This is a genomic window from Anabaena sp. UHCC 0204, from assembly GCF_009711975.1.
GTDB lineage: Bacteria > Cyanobacteriota > Cyanobacteriia > Cyanobacteriales > Nostocaceae > Dolichospermum.
Window position 1 is genome coordinate 110446 of sequence record NZ_VIKW01000012.1, and the last position, 12874, is coordinate 123319.

Genomic DNA, 12874 nt, shown 5'->3' on the forward strand with positions numbered 1-12874 from the left:
CTAATTTTTTCTTCAATAATTTTGTAATTATTTACCTGCACATACTTAAAGTAGGCTAATATCATAACTGATTAGATACCTTAAATATATTACATATCCTTGAAAAAAATCACAGCTTTAAATATAGAAATGCGTAATTTCACTCTGATCTGGTTAGGGCAACTGGTATCTCTGATTGGCACATGGATGACGGCATTTTCATTGGATATCTGGGTTTTTCAGAAAACAGGCTCTGCTACCCAATTTGCCTTAGTTACTCTGACAAGTACATTACCACTAGTCTTAATTTCTCCCCTAGCTGGTACATTAATAGACCGCTGGAATCGCCGCTGGATCATAATTCTTAGTGATTTTTGTATAGGATTATGTACCCTGAGCCTAGCCATACTCATCACTACAGGTCAACTACAAATCTGGCATATATATTTAGCAAATACCCTGATTTCCATCTTTGGTGGTTTCCAAAATCCTGCTTATAAAGCTTTTATTACATCTTTAGTGCCTCCAGAAGAATTACCACGGGTCAGCGGTATGGTTCAACTTGCCCTAAGTATTCAGCAAATAGCGTCACCATTACTAGCAGGAATTTTACTAGCTACAATTGATCTCAGAGGCATTCTTCTCATTGACGTAGGGACAGTCATAATTGCCCTCGTCCCCCTACTCTTACTCAAGCTTGTAGAGGTTAATCAGTCTAATCATGAGACTGAAAAATTATCAATCTTACAAGAAACAGCCTATGGTTGGAATTATCTGAAAGAGCGTTCTGGACTCTTAGCTTTTCTCATCCTCTTTACTATTTATCAATTCTTAGTAGGCTGCGTTTTTATACTGGCTTATCCCCTAGTTCTTTCCTTAACTACACCATCTCGTTTAGGAATGATTATCTTCATTGGCGGTTTAGGGATGCTAGTAGGCGCTTTGGTCATGAGTACCTGGGGAAACAATTGGAAAAACTTGATTAACTTAGTTCTTGGTGCAATGTTACTGAGTGGACTGTGGATAGTTATAGCTGGTTTGCGTCCCTCCATTGTCCAAATCACTATTGCTACCGTGCTTTTCTTCCTTTGTAGTCCTATTATCAACGGTTTAACCCAGGTAATCTTTCAGAAAAAAGTTGCTCCTCAAGTCCAAGGAAGAGTATTTGCTTTAACTGGAGCTATTTCCGGTGCTGCTGTTCCCGCTGCGGCCATTATTGCTGCCCCTCTAGCCGATAATATTTTAGAGCCACTAATGGCCTTTGATGGTCCCTGGTCAGACAACATTATTGGTCAGATGATTGGTTCAGGTCCAGGACGAGGAATTGCTCTACTCTTTATCAGCATGGGTTTATTAACTTTAATAGTCACCCTGATTGGTTATCAATACCCCGCTATTCGCAAGTTAGAAGAAAACTCCCCTGATTTTGAATATTCACCCATTAAATAGGGGATTAGTCATGATATCTGAATAGGTTTCTTTAGATTTTGGGAGGTATTCTGTATAGACCAATCAAAATCCGTGAAATCCCTTAATCCGTCTAATCCGTGATTCTGACTATTTTCCGCATAATTCCTTAATCCACAATCTCGATACCTATGGACTTAAAATACCAAGACATCACCCAAAAAATTATCGGTGCATCCTTTGAAGTCCATAAATTTCTAGGTAACGGCTTTCAAGAAGTAATTTATCAACGCGCCCTTGCCTACGAATTCCATCAAGCAGGATTAACCTTTGCCAGAGAAATTGAACAACATATCTATTACAAAAACCTACCCGAACCAATTGGTAAACGCCGCGCCGATTTTGTGGTTGAAGAAAAAGTATTAGTTGAACTCAAAGCAGTAATCCAACTCGAAGACGTACACCTAGCCCAAACATTAAACTATCTCAAAGTATATAAGCTCGAAGTTGGATTATTGATTAACTTTGGAAGTAAAAGTTTGACATTTAAGAGATTAGTATTTACTAACAAATAAAAAATTCAGAATCGCAGATTATATGGAGTACGCTGATTACACAGATTTTTTTCATTTGCGAAGATAACCAAAATCTGTGAAATCCTTTAATCCGTAAAATCCGCGATTCTCGCCTTGTTTTTAGCTATTCACCTATCACCTGGTAGCAATCGTCCTAAAACAAATGTAAATGGTGGTAATATAATCCGCATTCCATGTTCCATCATTTGCAATCCACCACCAGCAGTAGCTAATAACAAATCAATACCAGAAAATTTACCGTACCAATTAGGAATTGTGCAAACCTCTTCTAATATCGGTGTTCCCCCCAAATTCATGGCTACAAACAATGGTTTTTCTGAATTTTGTTCATGAAGCAATACACATGATAAACCACTATTTCTAGAAGATAAAAGAGTCCGAATTCCCTGATTAATTAATTTGTTTTCTAACCTAATTTCTGCTAATTGTTGAATCAATTTAAAAGTTGAATTGTCTTGGTTATAAGGCTCAAAAGATTTACGGTTAATTGGACCAAACCGCCATACACAAGCAGGATTATCAAACATATCCTCCCGCACATAACAATCATGACCAATCCATTCTCCTGTATCCTCTTTTTGGTGGAAACCTAAAGCCCCAGAAAACTCTTGTTCTGTTCCTTGATATATAAAAGGTATCTGTGGTCCAAGAATTAAACAGGCTAAGGAAAAATGCAGGCGAATTCGAGCCTCTTCTGTATTTTCTAATCGGCTTAAAAACTGATGGAAGATCCTTGTCGTATCTTGATTATCAAGAAACATGAGATTATTTCGCCAACCACCACAATAAGACTGTGAAGGCTCTAGAAAACCACAAAAATAATCTGCTAAACCCCCAAGCCAATTACCATCACCAAAGGAATTTTTGATTTTATAATAGGTAGGATAGTCTATTAAATTTGTAAATTTGGCGCTATCATATTCCAGCACTTCTTCATGGGTACTACCAGCGTGTTCAGCTATTTGCAAGAACCGTTTTTTCCCTAAATGAGTAGCATACCTTAATATCTCCTCCACACAAGGTTCCCAGAAATCAAGTCCAACGTGACGAGCCGAATCATATCGCAAACCATCAATATCTGTTTCCGCTATCCAGTATTTAAGATGTTGAATTAGTAGCGATCGCACATAAGTTGCTTCTGTTCGCCAATCTTCCAAAAAACCAAAAAGTCTTTGATTCACCATATCGGTGTATTCTGGTCCATGGAAAAGACAAGTATTGCGTGCTTCTATGGGAAAAGGCATAACAGCAGCTTCTTCACCTTGCACATACTTGAACTCTCCACCAGCCGGACCACCATACTCTTCCCAGTTAATACTATCGGCAATGTGATTATTAACGACATCTAAAATTACCGCAATATCAGCTTCATGGGCTTTTTTAACAAGCTCACGAACACAGTTAAGTGTACCTAGACGTGGATCAACCATTAACAGATGAATAGGATGATAGCCATGATAGCCATCAGCAGCATTAACATACACTGGGCTTAAAATGATAGCTCGAATTCCCAGTGATTTTAAATAATCTATCTTTTGTGTCACACCTTGAACTGTGCCACCATGGCTCGCATAAGGAGAAGATGGATCATATTTAACTGTACCTAGACCAGTTAAATTTTTGTCAGAACTGCGAGCAAATCGGTCAATAATAATTGAGTAGAATAAACGGGCTTCCCAGTCCTCTGGACCAGATGTAATTTCTACCTTGGGTATTGGTCCGTATAGAGGCTGATTATTCGCAAACCCTAAAAAAGCTGATGGGATTTCCGTCATGGCGCGAGGAGAATCATTGCAGACTAGAAGAAACCGTGACTGCTGACTTGTATGTTCATTCCCATCAGTATCAAGATAACCCAATCTATAACGGTATCCTCCCCCATGACCAATAGGTGGTAAAGTCACCGAAAACAATTTAAAACCATTTTCTAGAATTTCTTCCGTATGGGCTGTAATTCGCCCTGAATCAAAATATCCTTGTTCATCATTTAACTCATAGGCTATTTGTCCCTTATCGGGATGTTTCGATAGAGAAACACCAAACTGAATACAAATTTTCTCGTCGCTTCTAAACACCCAGGTAAATGGTGCCATGATCGGGTTAAGATGGACTTCGCAGTATTCATCAAAGTAGCGCATAAATTGACTCGATAAATAGTGGCAAACAATCAGAAATGGAAATTTTGACTTTTAATATCAAAGCTGCAAGTGAGGCTAACGAACAAAAAATTAGTACGTTTTTGTCACAGTCTCTTTTTCAGTTATTTCAGGAATTAACCATTGTTCATCAAGTTTAGGAATTAACCATTTTTGATCAAGTTTCTGAAAGTAAAAGTAATTGTATAAACTAATGGATGTGATGAAAACAATTAATCCTTCTATAATCATTAAGAAACCTATCCCCCGCCCTTCTCCAATTTCAATTAGTTGACCTACTGTTGTAGATAGTAATCCTTCAGGAGATAACATAGGTTCTAAAATTCTGTCAGCTAAGGGACTGGCGGTAAGATTGCCAAGAGCTAATCCTAGTCCTGTAACTGTACCTAACAAAGAAAGAACGCGCCCTTGCACTTTTGGATGTACATTAGTTTGCCAAATTGTATAGTTTGTACTGAGAATGATAGGAATGGTAAAAAAGGATATACAAAGACCTAATGTGATCGTAGGAATAAAGGGTTTTGCTCCAGCAATTATTAATCCTATGCCATTTAATGCCGAAAATATAAATAGTGTATATATTGATGTTTTTCCTCCTCCCCAAAAGCTCATTACCAAACTTCCAGCCACCATACCACAGCCCGCAATTGACATAACTGTACCAAAGGTGGTGGTAGAAGAAAATGATAATATTAATGGATCAATTAAAACCGTAGTCATCCCACTCACAAAGAAATGAATGGTCATAAATATGAGGAGAATTACAAAAAAAATCCGGGATGAAATATTTTTCCACCCATAGATAATTTCATCAATGATCACAGTTATTCCTTTGCCAGAATTGTTAATAGCTTCAGGCTGAGGAATTTTAATAAAGAGTAATGTTACTAAAGCAATGATATAGGTTGAGAAATCAATTAATAGCAATCCTTGAAGTTGTACAGCCGCTATCAGTACGCCGGCTAAAATTGGTGCTGTTAGCTGTCCTACGGCTGTGCTTAACTGAATTAAACCATTAGCTCTTCCTATTTGATCACTTTTTACCATCATGGTGACAGCAGCAGATTTAGCAATCATTTGAAAAGAACCACATAGTGATGTCAAGAATGCAGAGATATAAGTGTGCCAAACCTCTAAATGATTTGTCAATAAAAGTAATGCAAGTGTAAGTGTAATTAACGCTGCGACTAAATCACTGATAATAATGATTACTTGACGATTCCATCTATCTACTAATGCTCCAACTATAGGTGTAATTAATACACCAGGTAGAGTGGTAAAAAATATCACTAAACTCAGTTGAGTTACGGCGTGTGTATTTTGATACACCCATATGCTTAAACCAAATCCGGTCAGACGATTTCCAATTTCGGAAAGAGATTGTCCAAGCCAGAAGAGGAAAAAACTGCGTATTTCACGAATTATTGCAATCAGTTGACTTAGAGCGTTCATCATTTAGCTGAGTAATTGGTAAGAATGTGAAGAATGATAGATGTCAATAACAAGTGTTCACTGATGCTTCGAGTTTAAAAAATATTATACGACTCATCGGTACAAAGCTTTGTGTTACATTTCCACAAAAAAATTTTATCTTGAGTTGTCAATGTTTTTTTACACGGGATAAATAGATAAGGTTTGAGGTATGTAATTGTTTTAACGTTAGGTAAATTTTATCCCCCGGTTTCTAAAATACCAGTAAATTCAAATTTCTGTGATTATATTCCCAAAAGTTCTACCCAGTATTTTGAGAATTTCTATGTATTTAATTGATTATCTTCATTTTCAGGGTATAAAACCTATTGTTAGGTATAAGAGGAATTAATACCATTTAGTCTCTCGAAGGTTATGGAAACTCTCTTAGTATAGAAGATGACACAATTTTCTGGTAAGTCATAAAGAAAACAAAACTGTTAACAGTGATCAATAATTAATACAAATTTTACGAATGATTGCGAAAAATGGAATTTGAGGAATTTATGTAGTAAGTATTTGATGCTCTAAAAGCTAAAATAGGTATAAAAAAGAATTAAAAATTAAAGAGAGAGTTATTCCCAAGTGGCTACATTCCGCAACACGCTGGGAATTTCACCTTGAGATAGGGGAAACTCTAGCATTGTTTCTCGATAACCTAAATATCCTGATTCAGTAAAAGATAAAAGCATTCTTTCTAGTGCAATCCAAACTTCTGATTCATATTCCCAATCACTATAACGTTTAGCACGTCCAGCAATGGAACGTAATGCCCAAAAATAAGAATTTCTGACGACAGAACCACCTTTTTTAAATTCTGGTACGTCTTCCTGGTGAATAAATAAAATGTTATTCTCAATTCTACATCTCATAAATAAAATGGGAAACTTATATGAATAGTATATTTTCTGCTGAAAATTTGGTGAAATTTAAAATCCCTACAACATAATATTCTCAAGAATTGTTAACCATTTATCAAAATGTTGGCACTGCTGACGAATTACATCCAAACCAATATCCATTGCAATCCACACCACCTTTACCTGTTGAACTAGTTCTTACAAGAATTGGATTGAGGTAAATATTTTGTCGCTGAAAATGCGCGTAGAGTAATTCTCTAACAAAAGTTTCTTCCGTCTGTCCTTCCACAAAAACGTTTACTCGAATCATCGTGAAGGTCTTCCTCCAAGAATATTCTTTTTCCAAAGTTCTCCTAAACTGTAATCTTCCAACCACTCATGTAAATCTTCCTCTTTCAATCTTCTCAGTAATGATTTACCATCATCTCGATCTACAACAATCACATCCTTCGCGTCAAATTCATTTAGCAATTCCACCGATTGAGTAGAAACAATAACTTGTTTTTTTTGTGCAGCCGCACGCATTAACGATGCCAGAACAGTAATTGCATAAGGGTGAAGACCTAACTCAGGTTCATCCACTAAAATTGTTGCAGGTTGAAATAAATTAGGTTGCAAAAAAACCGTTGCTAAACAGATAAACCGCAACGTTCCATCAGAAAAATGATGAGCTTTAAAGGGAATATCCTGACCTTGCTCAAACCATTCTAGTTCTATGACATCATTATTTTGTGGAGAAGGTCGTAGATAGAAATCACCAAAAAAAGGAGCTACAAGTCGAACTGTTTTAACGATTTGTTGATAAGATTCAGAATATTTTTCTTTCAATAAATACAAAAAAGCTGCAAGATTTCGCCCGTCAGCACGCAGGTAAGCATTATCATTAATGCCATGTGGTTGCTTCACATAAGCACTGTCGCTGGTATCATGGAAATGATAAACTCGCCATTGCTTCATAGCAGGTAATACATAGTCATCAATTGCAGTTTTAGTCCCTTCTGGAGCTTTAGTTTCAAAATGACCACTACTGATTCTCTTCTCTCCACTCATGTTCCACCAAAAAGATTCTTTGGAGAACATCAAACGGTTATCCTGAGTTGGTTCAAAGGTTGCAAAGTAACCGTTTCTTCCAAAGTAGAGTTCAACTTCTAATTGTTCAGTTATTTTCCGACCAAAATGCAAAATTGCATCGGGTCCACCTTGACGACTGACAAAAACTTGCAGTTTATTTTCAAGCATCTGCTCAATCATCCGAAAAAAGCCGATAAAATTAGATTTACCAGCACCATTGCAGCCAATGAGTATGTTGAGTTGAGAAAGCTCAACGTCGCATTTTGCAATGGACTTAAAGCCCTTCAAAACAATTCTCGATAGCTGCCTTTCACTGATCAATTCAGGCATAGAATAATCTCCTGATTTTTAAGTTTTTGGACTGCTGATATGGCTAGATTTATACCATTATCAAAAATTAGATAAATTGTTAAATCAATACTTTGTTGATTCATCAAAATTGCCTAAAATTCCAACTTTCTACAACACCTTACATTGTCCATAATGACGTAACAAGTGATCACATAAAACCAAAGCTACCATTGCATCAACCATCGGTACAGCGCGGGGTAAAACACAAGGATCATGTCTACCTTTTCCGGCTAAAAGGGTTTCTTCACCTTCCTTAGTTACGGTTTTTTGTTCTTTTCTAATAGTGGCGGTTGGTTTGAAAGCAACTCGGATAATAATATTCTCACCGTTGGAAATTCCCCCTTGAATTCCTCCAGAACGGTTGGTTACTGTGCGAATTTCCCCATTTTCATCTATGTAAAATTCGTCGTTATGTTCAAAACCTGTTAGCAAAGTTCCATCAAAACCAGAACCGATTTCAAAACCTTTACTTGCGGGTAATGACATTACTGCTTTTGCTAAATCTGCTTCTAATTTATCAAAAACTGGTTCTCCTAAACCCTTGGGAACATTCCGCACCACACATTCAACTACACCACCAATGGAATTACCATCTCGACCGGTTTGTTCAATTAATGAAATCATAGTGTTAGCAATTGCGCCATCTGGACAACGGACAATATTGCTTTCTACGTCTTCTAAAGTGACAGTATTAGTATCAACAACACCTTCTAAATCTTTGATGCGCTTGACATAAGCGATAACTTCTACATTTGCAACTTGACGAAGAATCTTTTTAGCGATCGCACCAGCAGCAACCCTACCTATTGTCTCACGCGCTGACGACCTACCGCCACCTTGCCAATTTCTGAATCCATACTTAGCATCATAGGTAGCATCTGCGTGAGAAGGACGGTATTTTTGCGCCATCTCATCATAATCTTGAGGACGAGTATTTTTATTTCTGACTAAGATAGCGATCGGTGTTCCCAGAGTTTTCCCCTCAAACACCCCAGATAAAATCTCACAGGTGTCTGCTTCTTTGCGAGGAGTGGTAATTTTACTTTGTCCTGGCCGTCTTCTGTCTAGCTCAAATTGAATTTCTTCAGCAGAAATTTCCAGTTGTGGGGGACAACCATCAATTATAACTCCCACACCGCCGCCGTGAGATTCGCCAAATGTCGTAATTCGGAAAAGATGACCAAAAGTGCTGCCCATGATATTGAGGAAATACAGACCGGAATATTTATTTTACATGGAGTTGAGCATTTTAAATGCTATGTCAGTTGTGCGGATTACAAATTTCTGAGTATTAGCTTCCGTTCCTTTAGAGTCTTAACTATGAAAATTGAAAGTTGAATTCGCTTAGTTTGTTGAACTAATACGCTATTGATAGACAGATGTAATCTTTACTACCTATAATTACTAGAGTAACTATGAGGAGAGAATAAGTTGGACATTTCTACAAGTGATACAAATAACATAAATATCAAAGAGATTGTCATTGGTTTAAATAATGTGCTAACAGAAATTTACGGTAATGAAACTCGTCTAAGTTACTTACTTATCAATATTGGTTTTAATAATCAACAGGTTGAATACCTTCGGAAGCACCATCTTTCTCAAATTGTTCAAATTTGCATACAGCATTTACAACAAAAGATTTTAACATTTCAGGATGGTGAGCGTGCTTACAAAATCATCAGTAGATATTATAGTTTAGATGGCAAACCAAAAGAAACTTTACAAAGCTTGGGTGATCAATTGAGTATTAGTCGTGAGCGAGTTCGCCAGTTGAAAGAAAAAACACTGAAAAAATGTAAAAGTAAGTCTAGTCGCCAGTTTTTTGAAGCTAAACTTCAGGAGGAAGTAATACATTTACTCAGCATAACACTTTAATTACAACCAAATAACTACAAATTTATTGCTTTTTGCTGTCAATGTTGTAATAATGTTGTTTAGCTTGGGTCAAAATTTTTTGATTATTGGTTTCTGATTGTTTTGTATTTTGTAAATCTAACCTTTCAACTAGATAACTATAAAGTTCTAAACATTTTTCATGATTCTCTAGCTTGTTCAACAAATCATTACCAGCTTTTAAAGTATTAAAAGCAAATTGATAATTTTCCTGCTGACAATGATGATAAAAAGCCTCAATATAATCGTTTAAATCATCTTATCTTCCCAATCCCAATTTTCTAGCCAATCACCTTCTATATCATTAACATAAAGATGAATATAATCAGCACCATAATTTTGTTTATCTAGCTGCACCTTTTGGGATGCTTCCAGATATTTCCAATCTATCTCATAATTAGATTGATTATCAATCTTTACATCTTTAATCATAAAAATTCCTATCCTGTAAATCCTCAAATCCTGGATATCCTGATTCTGACAAAAAACATTTTTAAAACATCCTAGCGAGTAGGTTGGTTTGACTCTAGGAAACCCAATATTTCCCAAAACTAACAAGTAGAGAGAAAACTAATTTTCAATTCAATGTGACAAATATCTAACTCGCTAGAAGCATCAAAGACTTTAAATAAAGATTGATTTCCACAGATAGAAAGTCACTAAACTGATCATGACTTTTGACAAAATAAGGCTCTTCTTGTCCTTCACAATATGAGTAAGTTGGTGGGTTATCACCTTCTGAAAGTCTGAAAAAGCTGAACTGATATCCCTGGTGCATGAAAAATATAAAAGCATCCTCTGGTAAAGCTTGAGGAAAATCATTTTCTACTAAAAGTTGTTTAGCCCATTCTTGAATTTGTTGCAAATGCTGATAAAAGCAATCTGAACCACGTAAAAACTTACCTGCCCCATGCCCCATTATCTTCAGAAAGTCTTTGTAAGTGCTGGGCAAATTAATACCTTGTTGTCGTTCAAGTTGAATTATTTCCAAATCTGAACATGGGGAAAGATGATTGTCATTAAAAATAAGATTAAGTGGTGCGGGTAAATTGCAAATTGACATTTCTACCGACTCCTTTATCCGATGTTTCCGTGATGTACATTTAGCTGAATGTTCGGGAAAGTTTGCCTAAACTGCTTCATGACATACTCACACGAATCACATGGCTCTCTCTCTGTAAATAATTCAATTTTACCCTTTACTTCTCTATTATTTGTATATTTTTCAGCGATCGCTTCTAATATTTTGTACTCTGAGTCTAAGTCTCTTCGGTGTCCACCAATATCAAAGGCTTGAAACATCGGTTGATTGGGTAAACCAACCGCTCCTTCTCGCAACAGTTTACCACTAAAAGCAAATAGCTCCAAAAACGTCTCATCTACCCATACTCTAGCAATAGCAACATTTCGGGCTGGTGCTGGCACGTTACAAATTTTGCGAATTTCTGCGACGCGCTCTAACCAATCCATCTTTTTTAAATTTTATACTATCGTGTATTAAAAAGGGGCATTCTAGATAAACACCCCATCAATATTGTTTAAATTTCCAACTTCCTACAACACCTTAAACTAATTCTGGTGTTGCTTCTGTTTCTGGTTCTATATCTGGTAAACCATAGATAGAACGGTAAAGTTTATCGTACTGTTTCGCAGATTCATACCAACTGAAGTTTTCACTCATTCCCCGTTTTTGTAATTCTTGCCATTGAGGTTTGAAACGGAAACCTTCCCAAGCACGAATCATGCAGGTGAAGAGGTCTAGGGGTTCATAACGGTCAAAGCAATAACCTGTACCCGCTTCATTGACTGGATCAAAGTGGCTGACGGTATCAACTAATCCCCCTGTTCGACGGACAATGGGAACAGAACCGTAACGTAAAGCCATCATTTGGCTGATTCCGCAGGGTTCAAAACGGCTGGGCATTAAGAAAGCATCTGTACCAGCGTAAATACGACGAGAAAGGGCATCATTATACAGGAGATAGGTAGCCATGCGTCCGGGATAGCGGGATGCGAGTTGCCACATTTGGGTTTCATAATAGCGATCGCCTGTTCCCAAAAGCACAAATTGAGCATCTGTATAAGCCATGAAGCGGTCAAGGATTTGTAATACTAAATCCATCCCTTTTTGTTCTACTAGCCTTGTCACCATGCCGATGAGAAAGGCATTAGAATTAACTTCTAAACCTACTTCTTCTTGCAAGGCTATTTTATTAGCTTTGCGTTTATCTAGGGTATCTATTGTAAAGGTTTGGTTGATGTATTTATCATTAGCTGGATCATAAACATCGGTATCTATGCCGTTAATTATCCCTGATAATTTGCCACTAATAAAAGATAATAAACCTTCTATTTGTTCACCATAGGCAGGTGTTTTAATTTGATCTGCATAGGTGGGAGAAACTGTATTTACTTTATTGGCAAACTGGACTGCGGCTGCCATGGTATTGTGTCCTTGCATATACCAGGGACACCAAGTAATTTTCTCCAAATACCAACGCCAAGGTCCTTGATAAGCAAGGTTATGAATGGTGAATACAGTGGTAATATCTGGGGATTGATTCAACCATACAGGTAACATTCCTGTGTGCCAATCATGACAATGGACAATTTCCGGTTTCCAGTAATTCCAGCAAAATTCCGCTGCACCATTGGAAAATAAGGTAAATCTCCAATCTTCATCTTCTCCACCATAAACCCGCCGAGGTAGAAAGGTTGGATGTCCAAATAAATACAAAGGAACATCAGTACCAGGGAGTACACCTTCGTAAACTGCAAACTCCTGGAACATGGCAGATCCCTTCCAAATGGGTTCTTTAGGAACTGTCATTTTGTCGGGAACAAAGCCATAGTAAGGCATAAAAATCCGGACATCATGACCCATTGCTCTCAAGACTTTGGGTAATGCACCTACAACATCGCCCATTCCGCCAACTTTGGCAATGGGAGCAGCTTCCGCCGCTACAAATAAAATTCTCATATTTTTGTCAGTGGTTAGTTGTCAATTGTCAGTTGTCAATTGTCAGTTGTCAGTTGTCAATTGTCAGTTGTCAGTTGTCAGTTGTTCGTTGTCCGTTGTTCGTTGTTC

At 37.2% G+C, this 12874-nt stretch carries 14 protein-coding genes; 3 read left to right on the plus strand and 11 right to left on the minus strand.

What is annotated here, in order from left to right; translation table 11 throughout:
• Nucleotides 1–129 precede the first annotated feature (129 nt).
• The gene (locus FJR04_RS12420) at nt 130–1428 is read left to right on the plus strand and encodes an MFS transporter (RefSeq protein WP_168495130.1); all 1299 of its coding nucleotides are present in this window, start codon (nt 130–132) and stop codon (nt 1426–1428) included.
• Nucleotides 1429–1577: 149 nt separating this feature from the next.
• Nucleotides 1578–1961 (plus strand): GxxExxY protein, encoded by a 384-nt coding sequence (locus tag FJR04_RS12425; RefSeq protein ID WP_168495132.1) that lies wholly within the window; start codon nt 1578–1580, stop codon nt 1959–1961.
• A 128-nt stretch (nt 1962–2089) separates the two neighbouring features.
• On the opposite strand, the gene FJR04_RS12430 is transcribed toward FJR04_RS12425, so the two are convergent.
• The 6 genes from FJR04_RS12430 to aroC all read right to left on the minus strand — a co-directional run bounded on the left by FJR04_RS12430 (nt 2090) and on the right by aroC (nt 9087).
• Entirely contained in the window at nt 2090–4075 is a 1986-nt protein-coding gene (locus tag FJR04_RS12430) for an alpha-amylase family glycosyl hydrolase (protein ID WP_254445272.1), read from the minus strand.
• Between the two features lie 135 nt (nt 4076–4210).
• Nucleotides 4211–5593: an MFS transporter gene (locus FJR04_RS12435; RefSeq protein ID WP_254445273.1), complete on the minus strand. Its 1383-nt coding sequence runs from the start codon at nt 5591–5593 to the stop codon at nt 4211–4213.
• A gap of 590 nt (nt 5594–6183) precedes the next feature.
• Nucleotides 6184–6480, minus strand: a complete 297-nt coding sequence (locus tag FJR04_RS12440) for a hypothetical protein (protein WP_168495136.1) — start codon at nt 6478–6480, stop codon at nt 6184–6186.
• A gap of 103 nt (nt 6481–6583) precedes the next feature.
• A complete protein-coding gene (locus FJR04_RS12445) occupies nt 6584–6778 on the minus strand; it encodes a DUF4276 family protein (RefSeq protein WP_174763538.1) in 195 nt (64 codons plus the stop codon).
• Nucleotides 6775–7869 (minus strand): AAA family ATPase, encoded by a 1095-nt coding sequence (locus FJR04_RS12450; RefSeq protein ID WP_168495138.1) that lies wholly within the window; start codon nt 7867–7869, stop codon nt 6775–6777. The genes FJR04_RS12445 and FJR04_RS12450 overlap by 4 nt, the downstream gene beginning before the upstream one ends.
• Nucleotides 7870–7998: 129 nt before the next feature.
• Nucleotides 7999–9087: a chorismate synthase gene (gene aroC, locus FJR04_RS12455; protein ID WP_168495140.1), complete on the minus strand. Its 1089-nt coding sequence runs from the start codon at nt 9085–9087 to the stop codon at nt 7999–8001.
• Nucleotides 9088–9321: 234 nt separating this feature from the next.
• Here aroC and FJR04_RS12460 point away from each other — a divergent pair, with 234 nt between their 5' ends.
• On the plus strand, nt 9322–9768 hold the full coding sequence (locus FJR04_RS12460; RefSeq protein WP_168495142.1) for a sigma factor-like helix-turn-helix DNA-binding protein: 447 nt from the start codon (nt 9322–9324) through the stop codon (nt 9766–9768).
• A gap of 22 nt (nt 9769–9790) precedes the next feature.
• On the opposite strand, the gene FJR04_RS26165 is transcribed toward FJR04_RS12460, so the two are convergent.
• The 5 genes from FJR04_RS26165 to glgA all read right to left on the minus strand — a co-directional run bounded on the left by FJR04_RS26165 (nt 9791) and on the right by glgA (nt 12766).
• Nucleotides 9791–9952: a hypothetical protein gene (locus FJR04_RS26165; protein ID WP_254445274.1), complete on the minus strand. Its 162-nt coding sequence runs from the start codon at nt 9950–9952 to the stop codon at nt 9791–9793.
• Between the two features lie 83 nt (nt 9953–10035).
• Nucleotides 10036–10218 carry a hypothetical protein gene (locus FJR04_RS26170; RefSeq protein WP_254445275.1) on the minus strand — a complete coding sequence of 61 codons (183 nt, stop codon included), beginning with the start codon at nt 10216–10218 and terminating at the stop codon, nt 10036–10038.
• Between the two features lie 166 nt (nt 10219–10384).
• Entirely contained in the window at nt 10385–10849 is a 465-nt protein-coding gene (locus FJR04_RS12470; RefSeq protein WP_254445276.1) for an SMI1/KNR4 family protein, read from the minus strand.
• 14 nt (nt 10850–10863) lie between these two features.
• Nucleotides 10864–11256: a deaminase domain-containing protein gene (locus FJR04_RS12475; RefSeq protein ID WP_168495144.1), complete on the minus strand. Its 393-nt coding sequence runs from the start codon at nt 11254–11256 to the stop codon at nt 10864–10866.
• 94 nt (nt 11257–11350) lie between these two features.
• A complete protein-coding gene (gene glgA, locus FJR04_RS12480) occupies nt 11351–12766 on the minus strand; it encodes a glycogen synthase GlgA (RefSeq protein WP_168495146.1) in 1416 nt (471 codons plus the stop codon).
• Between the last annotated feature and the right edge of the window lie 108 nt (nt 12767–12874).

What these genes read in the sequence shown, in the direction of transcription:
- aroC (WP_168495140.1), bottom strand. Translation starts at nt 9,087, where the DNA reads ATGGGCAGCACTTTTGGTCATCTTTTCCGAATTACGACATTTGGCGAA.
- FJR04_RS12430 (WP_254445272.1), bottom strand. Translation starts at nt 4,075, where the DNA reads ATGGCACCATTTACCTGGGTGTTTAGAAGCGACGAGAAAATTTGTATT.
- glgA (WP_168495146.1), bottom strand. Translation starts at nt 12,766, where the DNA reads ATGAGAATTTTATTTGTAGCGGCGGAAGCTGCTCCCATTGCCAAAGTT.
- FJR04_RS26170 (WP_254445275.1), bottom strand. Translation starts at nt 10,218, where the DNA reads ATGATTAAAGATGTAAAGATTGATAATCAATCTAATTATGAGATAGAT.
- FJR04_RS12435 (WP_254445273.1), bottom strand. Translation starts at nt 5,593, where the DNA reads ATGATGAACGCTCTAAGTCAACTGATTGCAATAATTCGTGAAATACGC.
- FJR04_RS12470 (WP_254445276.1), bottom strand. Translation starts at nt 10,849, where the DNA reads ATGTCAATTTGCAATTTACCCGCACCACTTAATCTTATTTTTAATGAC.
- FJR04_RS12450 (WP_168495138.1), bottom strand. Translation starts at nt 7,869, where the DNA reads ATGCCTGAATTGATCAGTGAAAGGCAGCTATCGAGAATTGTTTTGAAG.
- FJR04_RS12425 (WP_168495132.1), top strand. Translation starts at nt 1,578, where the DNA reads ATGGACTTAAAATACCAAGACATCACCCAAAAAATTATCGGTGCATCC.
- FJR04_RS12445 (WP_174763538.1), bottom strand. Translation starts at nt 6,778, where the DNA reads ATGATTCGAGTAAACGTTTTTGTGGAAGGACAGACGGAAGAAACTTTT.
- FJR04_RS12420 (WP_168495130.1), top strand. Translation starts at nt 130, where the DNA reads ATGCGTAATTTCACTCTGATCTGGTTAGGGCAACTGGTATCTCTGATT.
- FJR04_RS12440 (WP_168495136.1), bottom strand. Translation starts at nt 6,480, where the DNA reads ATGAGATGTAGAATTGAGAATAACATTTTATTTATTCACCAGGAAGAC.
- FJR04_RS12475 (WP_168495144.1), bottom strand. Translation starts at nt 11,256, where the DNA reads ATGGATTGGTTAGAGCGCGTCGCAGAAATTCGCAAAATTTGTAACGTG.